This is a genomic window from Porphyromonas catoniae ATCC 51270 (genome assembly GCF_000565015.1).
Taxonomy (GTDB): domain Bacteria; phylum Bacteroidota; class Bacteroidia; order Bacteroidales; family Porphyromonadaceae; genus Porphyromonas; species Porphyromonas catoniae.
Genome location: NZ_JDFF01000011.1, coordinates 192,788 through 209,744 on the forward strand (window position 1 = coordinate 192,788; position 16,957 = coordinate 209,744).

At 52.3% G+C, this 16,957-nt stretch carries 11 protein-coding genes; 7 read left to right on the forward strand and 4 right to left on the reverse strand.

Annotated features, from left to right (window positions below; translation table 11 throughout):
- Window positions 1–10: 10 nt before the first annotated feature.
- The 6 genes from HMPREF0636_RS03350 to HMPREF0636_RS03375 all read left to right on the forward strand — a co-directional run bounded on the left by HMPREF0636_RS03350 (window position 11) and on the right by HMPREF0636_RS03375 (window position 7,495).
- Window positions 11–1,567 carry a RagB/SusD family nutrient uptake outer membrane protein gene (locus tag HMPREF0636_RS03350; RefSeq protein ID WP_169728688.1) on the forward strand — a complete coding sequence of 519 codons (1,557 nt, stop codon included), beginning with the start codon at window positions 11–13 and terminating at the stop codon, window positions 1,565–1,567.
- Between the two features lie 94 nt (window positions 1,568–1,661).
- On the forward strand, window positions 1,662–2,549 hold the full coding sequence (locus HMPREF0636_RS03355) for a zinc-binding metallopeptidase (protein ID WP_044168480.1): 888 nt from the start codon (window positions 1,662–1,664) through the stop codon (window positions 2,547–2,549).
- Between the two features lie 109 nt (window positions 2,550–2,658).
- On the forward strand, window positions 2,659–3,984 hold the full coding sequence (locus HMPREF0636_RS03360; RefSeq protein ID WP_044168482.1) for a DUF4302 domain-containing protein: 1,326 nt from the start codon (window positions 2,659–2,661) through the stop codon (window positions 3,982–3,984).
- Between the two features lie 31 nt (window positions 3,985–4,015).
- Window positions 4,016–5,065 (forward strand): BACON domain-containing protein, encoded by a 1,050-nt coding sequence (locus HMPREF0636_RS03365; protein ID WP_044168484.1) that lies wholly within the window; start codon window positions 4,016–4,018, stop codon window positions 5,063–5,065.
- Between the two features lie 429 nt (window positions 5,066–5,494).
- The gene (locus tag HMPREF0636_RS03370) at window positions 5,495–6,061 is read left to right on the forward strand and encodes a hypothetical protein (RefSeq protein ID WP_044168486.1); all 567 of its coding nucleotides are present in this window, start codon (window positions 5,495–5,497) and stop codon (window positions 6,059–6,061) included.
- A 69-nt stretch (window positions 6,062–6,130) separates the two neighbouring features.
- The gene (locus HMPREF0636_RS03375) at window positions 6,131–7,495 is read left to right on the forward strand and encodes a DUF389 domain-containing protein (RefSeq protein ID WP_044168488.1); all 1,365 of its coding nucleotides are present in this window, start codon (window positions 6,131–6,133) and stop codon (window positions 7,493–7,495) included.
- A 404-nt stretch (window positions 7,496–7,899) separates the two neighbouring features.
- On the opposite strand, the gene lpdA is transcribed toward HMPREF0636_RS03375, so the two are convergent.
- The 4 genes from lpdA to HMPREF0636_RS03395 form a co-directional block, all read right to left on the reverse strand.
- Complete coding sequence (gene lpdA / locus HMPREF0636_RS03380) at window positions 7,900–9,621, reverse strand: dihydrolipoyl dehydrogenase (RefSeq protein WP_044168489.1); 1,722 nt, start codon at window positions 9,619–9,621, stop codon at window positions 7,900–7,902.
- 41 nt (window positions 9,622–9,662) lie between these two features.
- Complete coding sequence (locus HMPREF0636_RS03385) at window positions 9,663–10,763, reverse strand: dihydrolipoamide acetyltransferase (protein WP_044168491.1); 1,101 nt, start codon at window positions 10,761–10,763, stop codon at window positions 9,663–9,665.
- 84 nt (window positions 10,764–10,847) lie between these two features.
- Window positions 10,848–11,852 (reverse strand): alpha-ketoacid dehydrogenase subunit beta, encoded by a 1,005-nt coding sequence (locus tag HMPREF0636_RS03390; RefSeq protein ID WP_044168493.1) that lies wholly within the window; start codon window positions 11,850–11,852, stop codon window positions 10,848–10,850.
- A 44-nt stretch (window positions 11,853–11,896) separates the two neighbouring features.
- Window positions 11,897–12,865, reverse strand: coding sequence for a thiamine pyrophosphate-dependent dehydrogenase E1 component subunit alpha (locus tag HMPREF0636_RS03395; RefSeq protein ID WP_005467586.1), 969 nt, complete (start codon window positions 12,863–12,865; stop codon window positions 11,897–11,899).
- A gap of 676 nt (window positions 12,866–13,541) precedes the next feature.
- Here HMPREF0636_RS03395 and HMPREF0636_RS03400 point away from each other — a divergent pair.
- Window positions 13,542–16,805, forward strand: coding sequence for a S41 family peptidase (locus HMPREF0636_RS03400; RefSeq protein WP_044168495.1), 3,264 nt, complete (start codon window positions 13,542–13,544; stop codon window positions 16,803–16,805).
- The last annotated feature ends 152 nt before the right edge of the window (window positions 16,806–16,957 follow it).

A 16,957-nucleotide genomic window follows, 5' to 3' on the forward strand; every position in this document is an offset into this window, starting at 1 on the left:
CTTGACAACGATGAGACTATATATCGTATCCACACTGCTCCTGACGGCCTTTGCCTTCACAGCATGTAACCAGTACCTGGACAAGTACCCCGATAATAGAATGGAGCTCTCGAGCCCCGAGGATGCCAGCAAGCTCCTCGTCACAGCATACCCCGAGGGACACCCTGCCTACCTGCTAGAGATGTATTCGGACAATACCGATGAGCATAACTATGCTACGTGGACTGCGGCTAACCGCTTCCAGGAGCAGGCCTATCGCTGGGAGGATATCTCCGAGGTACGTGACCAGGAGACCCCACAGCAGCTCTGGGATGCCCACTACACCGCTATCACGACGGCTAACGAGGTCATCAAGCATATCAACTCGGTCTCCGATAAGTCCGCCTACTCGACACAGCTCGCCGAGGCGAAGCTCTGTCGTGCGTATGCGATGTTCCAGCTCGCTAATGTCTTCTGTCAGGCTTACGCACCAGAGACAGCTAGCAAGGACCTAGGGCTACCTTACCCCGAGATCCCCGAGGATCGTCCCGGTATCACCTATCAGCGTGGTACACTGGCGGAGCTCTACGCTCATATAGAGAAGGACATCACGGAGGGGATCCCCGAGCTAGGGAGCAGGTATGTGTCGCCTAAGTTCCACTTCAATGTGAATGCTGCACATGCCTTCGCCGCTCGCTTCTATCTCTACTACCGCAAGTTCGATAAGGCTGTCGAGCACGCTACACGTGTCCTAGGGAGTAGCCCCGCCAGCGTCCTACGTGACTGGTCTGCATGGAGCAAGCTGGGTCTGAGTGGCAACATCCAGCCCAACGACTTCGTCAAGTCCTCCAATAAGGCGAACCTCTTCCTACAGGTCATCGCTACGGAATGGGGTGGGATCAGCATCCCTATCTCTGCCGGTAGCAAGTTCGCTCATGGTAACCTGATCTCAGACAAGGAGACCCTACAGGCTCCTAGCCCTTGGGCTACTAGTGGTCAGGAGATGAACTACGTCGTGGTGAATAACTCGGGTATCTCTAAGTACGCCCTGCGCAAGCTCCCCTATACACCGAAGTACATCGACCGTCAGGCTGGTATCGGGATCCCCTATTCGCAGTACCCCGTCTTCACCACAGATGAGACTCTGCTCGTGCGTGCCGAGGCTCTTGCTCTGCTTGGTCGCTATGACGAGGCACTTGCAGACCTCAATGCCGAGCTCTCGGTCTTCACCAAACGTGGTGTCCAGATCACCCTAGATCAGATCAAGACCTTCTACAACGGCACGGCCTACTACAAGCCAGATGCCCCTACGCCTAAGAAGGAGCTTCACACCTCCATCACCCTCGACAAGGTGACTCAGGAGCCTCTCCTACAGTGTATCCTCCAGCTCCGTCGTGTGCTGACGATCCACGAGGGGCTACGTATGCAGGATGTCAAGCGCTATGGTATCACTATCTACCGCAGACGCATCAGCTCTACGGGGGTACTGGAGCAGGTCACAGACCAGATGCAGGCTAGAGACCCACGTCTAGCCATCCAGATCCCTCAGGATGTGATCTCTGCTGGACTAACGGCTAACCCTCGCTAACGGCTATTCTTCGTCACCGTAAATGGTCTGAGCCCTCCGCCTCTCCGACAGAGGCATTAGGGCTCACCTAGACTACTTAATACGAACAAGGTATATGAAACAGATCCTGAAAGCAATGAGCCTAGCCCTCCTCCTCTCGGTAGGAGCTATCAGCTCGTGCAGCAAAGACACCCCCAGTGGCGCAACGATATTCCCCACGACACCCGTGGCTCGTAATACCTTCGAGCGTTGGCTACTGAAGAACTATACGAACCCCTATAACATCGACTTCCAGTACAAGCTCAAGGATGGCGAGACCGACCTAACGTACAACCTCGTACCCGCCGACTCCGCCAAGACAGCCAAGCTGGCGATGATCACTAAGTTCCTTTGGTTCGATGCCTATAATGAGGTCGTCGGCCCTGACTTCCTCAAGGAGAGCGCACCACGTATCATCGTCGCCGTGGGCTCATCTGCCTATACCCGCCAGCGCACCGAGGTCGTCGGGAGTGCAGAGGGGGGCTACAAGGTCACACTCAACAAGATCAATGCCCTCACCGATGAGCTCCTACATGACTATAGTGCGATGACGGAGTATTACTTCCACACGATGCACCACGAGTTCACCCACATTCTCAACCAGCGCAAGCCCTACAACCCTGCCTTTGACCTCGTCACACAGTCGGGCTACGTCAGTGGGAACTGGCTCAATGTCTCCACTCGCGATGCCCGCCGTGCAGGCTTCGTCTCGCCCTATGCTATGATGAATGGTGCGGAGGACTTCGCCGAGATGCTCTCCTTCTACGTCACCTACACGCCACAGGCTTGGCAGGCGATCCTCGATGAGGCAGGTACCCGAGGGGCTAATCTCATCAATCAGAAGCTCACGCTCATCAAGGAGTACACACAGAGCTCCTGGGGACTAGACCTTGACCAGCTACGTGATGTCGTGATCCGCCGTGGTGGACAGGTCGCTACGCTTGATCTCTCTAAGCTCAAATAATAGCTGGGCTCTAGCCCCTCTCTCAGGGTGCTGAGGTCGCTCCTCTGTGAGCAGAGTCCTCCACTCCCCGGGGCTATCCCGATTTATCAACTAACAGCACTTAGACAACATGTACAAGATATGCATATATATCCTTCTGGCGCTGGTGACCCTCAGTGCTCCCTCGTGTCTGAAGGATAGCAAGACGATCTTCGACAAGTCCCCTGCTGAGCGACTAGACGAAGCCGTACGGATGAACAAGGAGCTACTCGAGTCCTCCGCCGAGGGCTGGATCATGCACTACTACGCTGGTAAGGACTATTCTGGCCCCAGCTACACCCTGCTGATGAAGTTCAAGGATGGGAAGATCACCGTCCTCTCTGAGCGTGTGCCCGACCAAGCCTACACCTCCGACTACGATGTCGTCCAGGACCAAGGTCCCGTGCTCACGGTCAATACCTACAACGAGGCGCTGCACTTCCTCGCCTCCGCTGCTCTCGGCTATCCCGATGGTATCCAGGGGGACTATGAGTTCGCCTTCATCTCTACCTCTACGGATGTGATCCACCTCAGAGGGAAGAAGTGGAAGAACAACATGACCCTCACCCGTATGCCCAAGGGCTCTTCGTGGGAGGAGTATATGCTCGCTATCGTGACGATCAAGGATGCGCTTACCTCGAGCTCTTTCTCCTTCAAGCTCGGGGATAAGGAGCTGGCTGAGGGTACGATCAATACGGCTCAGAACCGCCTCAACGTCACCCTCGGTGGTAAGGAGTTCGATACTCCCTTCAACTTCACCGACAAGGGTATCGTCCTACATTCGCCCCTCGTCGTAGAGGGTAAGGAGTACAGCACCTTCACCTGGGACTCTGCGGCTAAGAAGTTTGTCTCTGGTGATCTCTCTGCAGTGCTCTTCCGCCCCAGTGGCTACAAGACGCAGGACTTCTGGTACGGCACCTGGAGCATCAAGCACGAGGCCTCCACTGCCCCCGGGGTACGACGCACCCCTACGCTCCTACAGATCGAGGCGCCTACCTCGGATAACGACAAGGCGAAGGGGCTCCTCAAGGGTACACTCACCTTCCAGAAGAAGACCTACCCAATCCTCGTCCCCTACGACAAGGCCAAGGGGGCTATCCGCATCATCATGCAGCCGATTGTCAAGAATACGCCCGAGGCACCTGCTGGCATGGTACTCTATCCTGCCAATATCTCGGAGGATGGCAAGACCAATATCCACCAGGAGCAGTCCGAGTATGGTATTACCTTCGCTTGGGACGAAGATATGGGCATGGCGATAGCCACGGGGGACAAGACTCCAGACATCGGTGTCATCAACTCCTTCTTCGGTGTGGCCTACGAGTTCCAAGGCAACCAGCGTGTACCTATGGTACGTGAAGGTAAGCTTGTCACTCCGATCGTCATGCCTAAGATCGAACACATGACTAGGAAGTAGTAATGGCTCTAATCACAACTAAGATCGATATATGAATAAGTTCATCATAGCCCTATCGGCAGTCGTGCTCCTCTTCGCCTCCTGCCGTAAGGATACCCCCGAGCAGCCCAAGACCACCTTCTCCGTGCTCTCTGCGCCTAAGCTCTTCAAGGTCATCGGTGGCACTCAGGATGTCACCCTCGACAAGGCGCCCAGCAGTGCCTATGCTGAGGACAGCTGGCTCAGTGTCACTGTAAGTGGTACGAGCCTTCACCTCACCGCTAAGACCAACGAGCAGCTGGAGTCTCGCAACACGCTCCTCGTCATCAAGAACGCCACAGGTGACTCCATCGCCCTAAACGTCATGCAGGAAGGTGTGAACTTCGGTCTCTCCAAGACGAATAACATCATCGGCGGTGACGAAGCCGTAGAGCGTGCTGTCAAGGTGACCTCCAATGTCCCCGTGACCTATGCTACCACGGATAGCTGGGTCACAGCTACCCTCTCTGGGAATATCCTCACCATCAAGACCGCAGCTAACACCACTGGCCGTCCACGTACTGCCTGGGTCACGGCTACTGCTCTGGGCAAGATCGACTCCCTGCAGGTCACGCAGGCCTCGCTCAAGGATGTCGCTGGTGAGTATATCCAGACAGCTCATACGATCGATGGGAACAAGCTCGCTGAGACTACGGCTAATATCAAGATCGTCCGTGTCACCGACACCAAGGCGCAGTTCATCATCGAGGATATGTTCGTTTGGGATATTGACTTTACCCCAGGTCGTGGCTTTGTCCTAACCAATGGTCGTACGCTCTATGAGGATACCGAGAATGGTAAGCCCATCTACTACATCTCGCTCCTCGCTGCCGATGATACCAATGCAGAGAATCCAACGGTCATCATCGGGAACCGTGATCCCCTGCGTATCAACATCACGACCAAGGGTGAACTCGTCTTCGAGCAGTATCAGGCACTCTCTCCCGTGCAGACCTGGGGCTCATACGCCATCGGTAAGTCTACCTCGAAGACTGCTATCGACAGCGAGCACTTCCGTGGTGTGGTCGAGGTCTTTGCCCAGCCCAAGCTCCAGCGCAAGTAGCCTCTCTCGCTACACGCTCCCAGCCTATGCGGCTCACGTGTAGATTCCTTTAGCAACAGAAAGCCAAGCGGCTGCGATACCCTGTGTATCGCAGTCGCTTGGCTTTTAGGTTGGAAGATATACTTCGTACCTCAAGAGATTATCTCTTTGGTTGCTTCCCAATGGGAAGATTATGTTTAGCTCTCTCTGATAGCCTTATCACTGGAATTCCCCTTATAAACACCATTCCCACACTTGTCGTGAATCATCTCAACCTTGCCAGCTAATCGTAACTTGCTTTATCAGTTCGAACAGAAGATTTTACCTGCAATGAACATTGTTCTCTCCTTTTGATTCCTTTTAAAAGAGGAGAACTCCGTTGGGAAGTAACTTCTTATCCCAGAGGAGGAAGCTTTTAATCTTTCCTTCCACTCAAGCATTACTCTCTGAATGAACGAAACAGAAAATATAAGGCAATACACCACATCACTAGAGAGCCATCTCCTGCGCCTCGCCGAGGAAGAAGGGCTATTGGATAAACAGCTCCTAGAGACTGATGACCTCACTGTGCTCTTCTCCTCAGTTACTAAGGCTTATCTAGTCGATGCCATCCCCGACTTCGAGAAGTATCCTCTAGTCTCCCTCGGATGGATTGCCTTTGTAGGGATGGCAATGGCTGCTCTCTGGGACAGTGACTGGGAACACTATGGAGCAATCAAACCAGAGACGCTCTATCAGCAGATACGTGACGCCCGAGGTTGGGATAAGCTGGATGAGTATGTCCTTGAGGATGTACTTGGATTCGGCAAAGAGAGTGACAAAGCTAAGCTCTATACAGCCTTCCTTCGCCGAGCCTCTGAACAGTCTCATAGCCTACTGATGCGCGAAGGAGCAGAACCCTCAAGCCCCTTAGCCTTCCAGCTCTATACCCATACACTCTACGCACTCTATCGCCTTGGCATAGCTCTTGCCCTTAGCCTGTTTGGCTACAAGCTCCAGCAATCACAGGCTAATTAACACTCCCCTTGAACTAAAATCTAAGGAAGATTGATATCTCTCCTCTCTTCGCCCTAAGCCCCATATATTATGAATATCTTCAAATCAATACGAGTCTACTTCAATATTCGTCCAGATCTCGAGGAGAACCAAGAGATCATTGAGGAGATTACTCGAGGCATCTCCTTCAGAGGAGCTAACCTCTGGATACTTATCACCGCTATCTTCATAGCTTCACTGGGGCTGAATGTCAATTCTACTGCAGTAATCATCGGAGCAATGCTCATCTCTCCTCTGATGGGACCAATCATCGGCATGGGGCTTGCTGTGGGGATCAACGACCTAGAGCTCCTCAAGCGAGCAGCGAAGAACTTCAGTGTTGCTACACTCATCAGCGTCCTAACCGCTACAATCTACTTCCTCATCAGCCCACTAGGTGAAGCTCAGTCAGAGCTCCTGGCTCGTACCTCACCAACTCTCTACGACGTGCTGATTGCCTTCTTTGGTGGAGCGGCTGGAATCATTGCCCTCTCAACTCGTGGAGGCAAAAGTGGCAATGTCCTCCCTGGTGTTGCCATCGCTACAGCACTTATGCCCCCTCTCTGTACGGCTGGCTATGGAATAGCCTCAGGTAACCTGTTTTTCTTCCTAGGTGCCTTTTACCTCTTCTTTATCAACACAGTCTTCATCAGTCTAGCAACGGCAATAGGGGTACGAATGATGAAGTTCCCTCCACACAGCTTCCTCTCTACAGATAAAGCAAAGAAGGCAAGGCACATCCTCACAGGCGTCATCATAGCGACTACGGCACCAGCACTCGTAATGACAGTCAATATCATCCGCACAAGTATCTTTGAGAACAATGTCCACAACTTTGTCAAAGGTGAGTTATCTCAGTCTGGGACGCAAATCCTCTCCTCATCTGCAGATCGTCAGGAGGCGACACTACGCATCGTGGCTGTCGGGCGAGAGATTTCAGACTCACTTCGCAAAGTAGCTGAGGGACGACTTGCTAGCTATGGCCTTCATGGTTTCCACCTTACCGTCATCCAAGGAGTGCAATCTGACAGCCTGCTAGCAAATAGCATTCAAAAAGAGCAACACCTCTATACCCCAGCAAGTGATCATCAAAAGCTACTGGAGCTATCTACAGAAAATACTGCACTCTCACAAAGGCTTTCTGAATATACCCTCTATGAGGAATATGCACGAGAGCTTCGTTCCGAACTCGTGATCCTCTTCCCTAGCGTTCGTAGCCTTAGCCTTGCACCTATTGTTGAGGTTCAGACCGATACAACCAGCTCCACTCGCTACATTGCTGTCCTATTAGGACTGGAAGCAGGCAAGACGCTCCGACCCGCAGAGTTCGTCAAGCTACAGCATTGGTTCCGAGCTCGTGTGCCGGGTGACAGCTTAGCCTTCATCACCAAGACCACTCACTCAAATAAACAATAGGAGATGGGCTAGGGCTTCTTTCTCATCTCTAGATTACAAATCAGCAAATTAGATCGGGAATAAAATCACCTCATCACGAGTTACCATAACTCGCTGGAACGAATTATGGTAACTCGCTCAGGAGAGTTGTGGTAAGTCGTCGTAGAGAGTTATGGTAAGTCATCGCGACGACTTACCATAACTCGTTCTCCCTCTCCTCAAAGCCCCGTGTTTAGGGCATTTTGGGGAGAGCTGTTTCAATGCTAACAGGGATGACTGGAGTTTCCTTTTCACCGTGTAGCTACGAGGTCCCTATCTGAGGAAAACAAAGCCCCCACAGCCCTCTGCATAGAGAGGCTGTGGGGGCTAATTACTATCGAGCCAACAAGACTCGATAAGAGCGGTATACCCTAGGGTAGAAGTGATTACTTCTTCTTGGCAGGGAGGTGGATAGCCACACCTAGAGCATCAGCAAGAGCTTCATACAAGGCTTCGGAGTAGGTGGGATGCCCATAGATCGTATCGATTACTTCCTCTGCTGTACCCTCCATCTCCATGATTAGAGAGGCTTGGCTAATCATCTCTGCTGCCATAGCACCGATGATGTGGATACCAAGGATTTCTCCATACTTATTGTCAAGGATAACCTTCACGAAGCCGGCCGTTTCACCAGAGGCTAGAGCACGACCATTAGCAGCGAAGGGGAACTTCCCGACGCGGATGTCACCGTACTTCTCACGTGCCTGATCTTCAGTTAGACCAACCGTAGCTACCTCGGGACGTGTGTAGACCACAGAAGGGGCGGAGAGCATATTCAGCTCACGCTCGTTGCCACGTAGGGCATTCTCTGCAGCTACCTCACCCATGCGGAAGGCTGTATGGGCAAGCATCTTCAGACCATTGATGTCACCAGGAGCATAGATGCCCTTGACGCTCGTCTCCATGAACTTATCGACCTTGATACGTCCACGCTCAATCTCGAACTCGATCTCACCCACACCCTCGAGGTCAGGCACACGGCCGATGGAGAGCAGAGCCTTATCACCCTCGATAGCTGTACCATCCTTCAGGATAGCAGCTAGCTTACCCGAGCGGTCTTCAATCTTCTCAATACCAGCACCTGTGAGGATCTTCACACCACGCTTCTCGAGCTCTGCACGTAGGGTCTGAGAGACTTCCTTATCAAGCGCAGGGATGATGTGGTCTGCCATCTCGATGATGGTCACCTTCGTACCTAGAGAGACAAGTGCTTCAGCCATCTCAACACCGATGACACCACCACCAATAACTACTAGGCTCTCTGGACGCTCCTGTAGGCTAAGGATGTCGTCACTCGTCAGGACAGCAGGATGGTCAATGCCAGGGATAGGTAGACGACCTACCTTAGATCCACCAGCGAGGATGATCTTATCCGCCTTGATGATGTCCTTACCATCGACAACCACGTCCTTATCACGATTGATCTTACCGACACCGCGGAAGACCTCTACCCCGTTGCTCTTCAGCAGAGAATAAACTCCACCCGTGAGCTTCTTGACGACACCATCCTTATAGGTCACGAGCTTCTTCATATCGACAGTGAAGCTCGTATCAGCGAAGTTAATCCCACGTGCAGCAGCCTGCTCTACACCATCAAGGATCTCCGCATTACGAAGGAAGGTCTTCGTGGGAATACAGCCCTTGTTAAGACACGTACCACCGAACTCTGCCTTCTCAACGATCGCAACCTTAGCTCCGAGCTGAGCAGCACGGATAGCAGCGACATAACCAGCAGGACCTCCACCGATCACACAGAGGTGATAGGAGCCCTCGAGGTGTACTAGGGGAAGGGGAGCACCTTCGTGCTTAGGACCTTCCTGCTTCTCTGGGACGACTTCGTCCTTTGTACGAACAGTCTCGAGGCTTTCACCAGCTTCGCCAATGTAACCGATGACCTCAGCGATGGGTACAGTCTCCCCAGCTTGGTGTGTGATCTTCAGTAGGACTCCCGAAGCCTCAGCCTCGAGCTCCATACTGGTTTTATCGGTCATAATCTCCAGAAGGACTTCACCAGCTTGTACGGGATCTCCCTCGTTCTTGCGCCAGCTGACGATCTCACCTTCGGTCATGTCTAAGCCCGTTTTGGGCATGATGATCTCTGTTGCCATATCTATTTAGGATCTATCTTTTATGTTTCGTACTTATGGAATTAAACGAGCAGAGGCAGTGGAGACTCCAGTGTAGCCTTTAGCTCTTGCATGAACTTCGCTGCGCCGAGACCATTGATGACACGGTGGTCGCTCGTTAGGCTCATCTTCATGATAGGACGGATGACTACCTCGCCATTGCGTACAACGGGCATTTCCTTTGTCCCTGCGATGGAGAGGATAGCGGAGTTAGGCTGATTGATGATGGAGGTGAAGGACTCGACACCATACATCCCGAGGTTGGAGATTGTGAAGGTGCTTCCCTCTTGATCTTGTGGGGTGAGCTTCTTACCCACGGCACGCTCGGTGATATCCTTGAGGCGAAGCATTAGCTCTACGAGCCCCATCTTCTCAGCACCATGTACCACAGGTACAAGTAGTCCTTCATCCATACCTACGGCCATGGCTAGGTTCACATAGTTGTGTAGCTCTATTTGAGAGCCATCAGGCGAGAGCGAAGCATTGATGTACGGATGGTTCATCAGGGTGCGGACAACAGCTATAGAGATGATGTCCGTTACTGTGAGCTTCTTGCCAGTCTTCTCCTTAATAGGCTCGAGGAGCTGCTTACGGAGCTTCGTTGCCTCGTACATATCGACCTCGTAGTTGAGGACAAACGTAGGTGCGGAGAAATAGCTATCGCTCATGCGCTTGGCGATGACACGACGCATCATGTTCATTGGTACGATCTCTACACCACCCTGTGCAGTAGGAGCAGAAGGAGTTGGTGCAGCAGTCGTTGCAACGGGTTGTGGAGCAGGAGCAGAAGCGGGTGCAGCAACCTTCTCCGAAGGAGTGAACGGATCGATGATCTTCTCTAGGTTAGGATAGTAACGATCCCCTAGGGCAGCTGCCACATCAGCTCGTGTGATCTTGCCACGGAAGCCTGTCCCTTTGAGCGTGGATGTATCTAGGCCAAACGAGTCAGCGATCTTCTTCGCCAGAGGAGTGATACCTCCTGCCTTCTCATAGCTGAACTCTGCTACATCCTCAGCGTGAATACGCCCTTTGTAACCTGAGCCAACTATAGCACTCAGTTCAACCCCCATACGGTGAGCAAGGGAGCGGGCTGCTGGTGTGGCTCTCAGTTTATCATTTCCCATATTGATTGTATCTTATTGCATATAGCCCTCACCTGTTTAGGAAGTGGAGGGCTATACACGAATCATATCGTTGCTTAGTAGTGACTAACGTTTGTCGTAGAGACGCTCGATGTACTTCAGGATTCGATTTACATCAGGGAGCATCGCTACCTCTAATGAATGGTTGTAGGGGGTAGGTATATCCTCTGCGGCAAGGCGTAGGATACGGCTATCCAAGTAATCGAAGGCATCGCTCTCAGTAATTGTGGCAGCGATCTCACCAAGGAAACCACCCGTCTTATGAGCGTCGTTAACGAGGAGTACACGTCCTGTCTTCTTCACCGAGTTAATGATGGCCTCCTTATCAAGGGGCATGAGTGTCATCAGGTCTACGACCTCGACCTCAATACCCTTCTCAAGAGCCTTGTCTGCAGCTTTGAGTACACGCTCCAGCATGCGTCCGTAGGTCACGACAGTGACATCCTTACCTACGCGCTTGATGTCGGCCTTACCGATGGGGAGGACGAAATCTGGCGAGGTGGGGACTTCCCCCTTCATATTATACTGAGCCTTGTACTCAAGGAAGATAACAGGGTTATTATCTCGGATAGCAGCCTTGAGGATCCCCTTCACATCAGCAGGTGTGCCTGGGGCTACGACCTTCAGACCAGGGATGTTACAGAACCATGCCTCGAGGCTCTGCGAATGCTGTGCTGCAGAGCCTAGGCCAGAGCCAGCTGCGCAACGGAAGACCACGGGAACGGAGCCTTTACCACCATACATATAGCGGGTCTTAGCAGCCTGATTCACGATGTTGTCCATCATATAGACGATGAAGTCCATGAACGTCACATCCACAATCGGGCGCATGCCTGTCAGAGCTGCACCGACAGCACAGCCAGAGATAGCATTCTCCGAAATCGGGGTGTCACGTACACGCTCGCTACCAAACTCCTCAAGCATCCCGACTGACGTACCGAAGTCTCCGCCGTAGACACCCACATCTTCACCGATGAGGAACACGTTCTCATCTCGACGCATCTCTTCGCTCATGGCTTCGATGATGGCGTCACGTACGGACATCACCTTTGTTTCTTGTCCTTCTATCATAATAATAATAGTCTATTCTTTTAGGGTTAGTGAAGACCGAACAATTATTCGGTGAAGATGTCCTCGAAGGCAGACTCAGGTGAAGGCTCGGGACCCTTGCGCCCGTACTCTACTGCGGCATCGATAGCTGCATGGCTCTCTGCCTCAATCTTATCTAGCTCCTCTGCCTTAGCGAGCTTCTTCTCGATGAGGTAGTTACGGAACCTGAGGATGGGATCCTTCTTTTTCCATTCATCTACCTCCTCCTTCGTACGATACTTACCTGGGTCAGACGTAGAGTGTCCGAACCAGCGGTAGGAGATTGACTCCACGAGCACTGGTCCCTTACCGGCTCGTACATCCTTGACTACCTTGTCCATGGCCTCACGTACAGCGAGTAGGTCATTCCCGTCCTCGATGAACACTCCAGGCACACCATAGGCCGATGCGCGCTCATAGACATGCTTCGTACGCATGACGGAGCTAATAGGAGTAGAGATACCGTAGCCGTTGTTGATGCAGTAGAAGATCACGGGTAGATTCCAGATCGCTGCCATATTGAGCGTTTCATGGAAAGCCCCTTCGTTGGTAGCACCATCACCGAAGCAGCACATGACGATCTTACCCGTCTTCTTCATCTGCTGTGTCAGTGCAGCCCCGATAGCGATTCCCATACCTCCACCTACGATACCATTAGCACCTAGGTTACCTGCCTCTACATCAGCGATGTGCATAGAGCCACCCTTACCTTTACAGACGCCATTGGCCTTACCCATGATCTCAGCCATCATACCATTCAGGTCGATGTCCATCGCGATGCTCTGGCCGTGACCACGGTGATTCGAGGTGATGAAGTCACCCTTCTCCAGAGCGGAGATTGCACCCACGTTCGCGGCTTCTTCGCCGACGGAGAAGTGCGTCATACCGGGGATCTCACCACGACGTACCAACTGATTGACCTTGTTGTCGAAGTTGCGGATGTCCTCCATCTTGCGGTACATCTTCAGCAGGTCTTCTTTTTTATATTTAGCCATAACAATATATATGTTGTTTACTTTGATTTATGCTATGCTGTGTGGATACTATGCCACCAATAACCGTTCCTCCTCAAGCTGCATAATAAAGGAAATAAATCTATATTACCCCCTCGTTTTGCAACATTGACTGTGCAAAGATAACAATTATGCTCTACACGAGCCTACAACATCATGAATCTTAGATATGTTCAAAGCACAAGCAATTGACAACAGTCCCTCAGATATCGCCTTGAGGCAAGAAATCCATAAACGCCTACAAATCCGTCATTTACAAACATTCCAAAACCTATAAAATCCAAGCTAAATATCCCCTCAAAACGAGTTACCATAAGTCGTCATTACGAGTTATGGTAACTCGCCGAGGAAAGTTATGGTAAGTCTTCGAGACGAGTTATGGTAACTCATTACAGCGAGTTACCATAACTCGTTAAGTCGATTTGACACGGCATTCTATCCTACTCTACATCAACAACTTGCAAATGACCATCAACCTCTGAAAATCTCAACCTATATCAAACAAGTTGATCCAATCTGCAAGAAAGCCTACCCCGAAGATAATAATAGGTAGTAGTAGCAAGTAGCACAGCCCATTAGCCATGCGCTGAAGGCTAGGAAAACTCGTATATATAAGCTAACTTTGCTAGGCATCTATTAAGTTAAATACATATCAACTATGAAGCATGTACTAGCACTTTCACTGGCGTCACTACTACTGGGTAGTACGCTCGGGGCAGAGGCGTCTGCACCACTCTGGCTAAGACATCAGCAGATTAGCCCAGATGGTCGGAGCATTGCCTTCTGCTACCAAGGCGACATCTACACTGTCCCCACCGCAGGGGGGAGTGCACAGCGCATCACCTCAAACGCAGCCTACGACGGCACCCCTATTTGGAGTCCAGATAGTAAGCGACTAGCCTTCTCCTCGGATAGAGAGGGCGGGAAGGACGTCTACATCATCTCGACTGACGGCTCAGGCCTGAGACGCTTGACCTACAACAGCACGAAGGAGATCCCCGTAGCCTTCCTTGATGACAACACCCTCCTATTCCAAGCTGACATCATGCCCGATGCCAACTTCGGCATGTACCCCTGGAGCTGGTTTGTCCAGACCTACTCACTCGACCTCAAGAAGGACATCGCTCGCCCACGGCTCTACAACTCTACGCCGATGGCAAGCCCCTCTCTACGCAATGGCGAGATACTCTACACCGACATCAAGGGCTATGAAGACATCTGGCGTAAGCACGCTATCTCCCCAGTAACAAAAGACATCTGGCATCTAAGCAAGGAAGGCAAGTACACGAAGCTCACCACCTTCGGAGGTGAAGATCGCAATGCCGTCTGGGACGATAAGGGTGGCTTCTACTACCTCAGCGAGCGAGATGGCTCCTACAACATCTATCATCGCACGAGCGCCTCTCCCTCAGCCAGCGATGAGCGCATCACGACTTTCTCCAAGAATCCCGTTCGCTTCCTCTCTCGTGCAGAGGACGGGACACTCTGCTTCGGCTATGATGGCGAGATCTACACTCTTACCCCTGGGGGCAAACCTCAGAAGGTAGCCATCACCCTCATCCGTGACGAAGAGGAGCAACAAGTCAATAAGCAGTGGTTGACGAGCGAAGTCTCGTCCTTCGCTGTTGCCCCAAGCGACAAGGAGATTGCCTTCGTTGCACATGGGGATGTCTACGTCACCCATACGGAGTACAAGACAACTAAGCGCATCACCGACACCCCCCAGCAGGAGCGTGACGTAGATATTAGCTCCGACGGCAAGAAGATTGTCTATGCTGCCGAACGCGATGGCACGTGGCAGATCTATATGACAGAGCTCGTTCGCAAGGATGACCCTCACTTCGTATATGCCCGAGAACTAAAGGAAAAGCAACTAACCAAAGGAAAGGAAGCTAGTTTCCAGCCACTCTTCTCTCCCGATGGCAAGCGTGTAGCCTTCCTCAGAGACCGCACCGCCATATATGTCTATGATCTCGCTTCGGGCAAGGAGACGAAGGTGTTGGATAAGAAGTTTAACTACTCCTATTCCGATGGCGACCAGCACTTCCGTTGGAGCCCCGATGGGAAGTGGATCCTAACGAACTACATCGGTATCGGTGGCTGGATGCACACCGACTGCGCTCTAGTCAAGGCCGATGGCTCTGGAGAGGTCATCAACCTCACTGAGAGTGGTTACAGCGACACTCAGGGGAAGTTCGTCCTCGATGGCAAGGCTATCCTCTTCCACTCTGACCGATCTGGCTATCGTAGCCACGGGAGCTGGGGAGCGCAGAGTGACCTATACCTGATGTTCCTTGACAGGGAGGCATTCGAGGACTTCAAGCTTAGCAAGGAGGAACGTGAGCTCCACAAGGAGCTGAAGGACCTAAACAAGAAGGACACCGCCTCTGCCGATAAAAAGGATAGCAAGAAGAGTAAGAAGACAGCCAAGAAGGCCGATGATGAGAAGAAGGACACCAAGCCCTTCACTCCCGACTTCACCGACCGTGAGAATCGTGTCATTCGCCTCACATCTGCCTCCGGTAGCCTATCCGATGCGCTTATCAACTCTGATGGCACGAAGCTCTACTACATCATGCGCTACGGCGAAGATGCTGATCTCTGGGAGAAAGACCTCGTCTCCAAGACGACCAAGGTACTCTCCCCCAAGATTGGCTACGGAGAGCTTCGTCTAGGCAAGGACGGCAAGACAATCTATGTAGGCACATCCTATGGTGGACTCTCTAAGGTAGAGAGCTCAGGCACGGTGAAGCCTATCAGCTTCTCTGCTGAGTTCGATCACCGTCCTGCTGAGGAGCGTGCCTATATCTTCGACCACGCTTGGCAACAGGTCAAGGATAAGTTCTATGACGAGAAGCTCCACGGCGTAGACTGGGACTACTACCGTACGACCTACCGACGCTTCCTACCCCACATCAACAACGATGACGACTTCGCAGAGCTACTCAGCGAACTTCTAGGTGAGCTGAATGCCTCCCACACGGGTGGTCGTAGCTTCCCCAAGAAGAGCCCTATTGCTACCGCAGCTCTTGGGGCTTTCTACGACAACAGCTACAAGGGCGATGGGCTACGTATCGTTGAGCTCCTACAGGGTGGCCCGCTCAGCTTCGGTGGCTCCAAGGTAGAGAAGGGCATGATCATCGAGCGCATTGATGGCGAACTCATCAAGGCCGATCAGCCCATTGAGCTCTACCTCAACGGGAAGGTCTCCAAGCGTGTGAACCTCACCGTCCTTGACCCCAAGACGGGCAAGCGCTTTGACCAAATCGTCAAGCCCTGCTCTCAGGGCTGGCAAGAGGAACTCCTCTATCGTCGCTGGCTCCGTCACTGTGAGGATCTCGTACGCGAGCGCAGTGGTGGACGTGTCGGCTACGTGTACGTTCGTTCGATGAGCAGCCCTAGCTTCCGCACCGCCTTCCAGGATCTATTGGGTAAATACCGCAATACCGATGCTGTGATCGTTGATACTCGCTACAACGGAGGTGGCTGGCTCCACGAAGACCTCGCCCACCTACTCAGCGGGAAGAAGTACCTCACCTTCACTCCTCGTGGCCAGTACATCGGCGATGACCCCTTCATGCAGTGGAACAAGCCCAGCTGTGTCCTCGTAAGCGAAGGAAACTACAGCAACGGGCACGGCTTCCCCTGGGTCTACAAGGTGCTTGGTCTCGGGAAGGTCATCGGCTCACCTGTGGCAGGTACAATGACGGCAGTCTGGTGGGAGTCACAGATCAACCCCTACATCGTCTTCGGCATCCCCCAAGTGACCTGCTCAGACCTAGACGGCAAGCCCCTAGAGAACGCCACACTACATCCTGATATCGAGGTCTACTCTACCCCAGAGGAATACCTTCGTGGTCACGATGCACAGCTCATCAGAGCAATCGACGAGATGCTCAAGACCATCCCTAAAAAGAAGTAACCCAGCTATCGGCAAGCTCTCCCCAGTCCAAGCGAACATGGACAAACATATCGAGTAGTAGCTTGCTCTAGCAATTTACTCTACCAAGCCAAGCAGGCACGTAGCACTCGGCTACGTGCCTGCTTTTCTATTCCCGTCCCTAACATAAGCGT

Coding starts and splice junctions, on each gene's coding strand:
- HMPREF0636_RS03350 (WP_169728688.1), top strand. CDS start 11: ATGAGACTATATATCGTATCCACACTGCTCCTGACGGCCTTTGCCTTC.
- HMPREF0636_RS03355 (WP_044168480.1), top strand. CDS start 1,662: ATGAAACAGATCCTGAAAGCAATGAGCCTAGCCCTCCTCCTCTCGGTA.
- HMPREF0636_RS03360 (WP_044168482.1), top strand. CDS start 2,659: ATGTACAAGATATGCATATATATCCTTCTGGCGCTGGTGACCCTCAGT.
- HMPREF0636_RS03365 (WP_044168484.1), top strand. CDS start 4,016: ATGAATAAGTTCATCATAGCCCTATCGGCAGTCGTGCTCCTCTTCGCC.
- HMPREF0636_RS03370 (WP_044168486.1), top strand. CDS start 5,495: ATGAACGAAACAGAAAATATAAGGCAATACACCACATCACTAGAGAGC.
- HMPREF0636_RS03375 (WP_044168488.1), top strand. CDS start 6,131: ATGAATATCTTCAAATCAATACGAGTCTACTTCAATATTCGTCCAGAT.
- lpdA (WP_044168489.1), bottom strand. CDS start 9,621: ATGGCAACAGAGATCATCATGCCCAAAACGGGCTTAGACATGACCGAA.
- HMPREF0636_RS03385 (WP_044168491.1), bottom strand. CDS start 10,763: ATGGGAAATGATAAACTGAGAGCCACACCAGCAGCCCGCTCCCTTGCT.
- HMPREF0636_RS03390 (WP_044168493.1), bottom strand. CDS start 11,852: ATGATAGAAGGACAAGAAACAAAGGTGATGTCCGTACGTGACGCCATC.
- HMPREF0636_RS03395 (WP_005467586.1), bottom strand. CDS start 12,865: ATGGCTAAATATAAAAAAGAAGACCTGCTGAAGATGTACCGCAAGATG.
- HMPREF0636_RS03400 (WP_044168495.1), top strand. CDS start 13,542: ATGAAGCATGTACTAGCACTTTCACTGGCGTCACTACTACTGGGTAGT.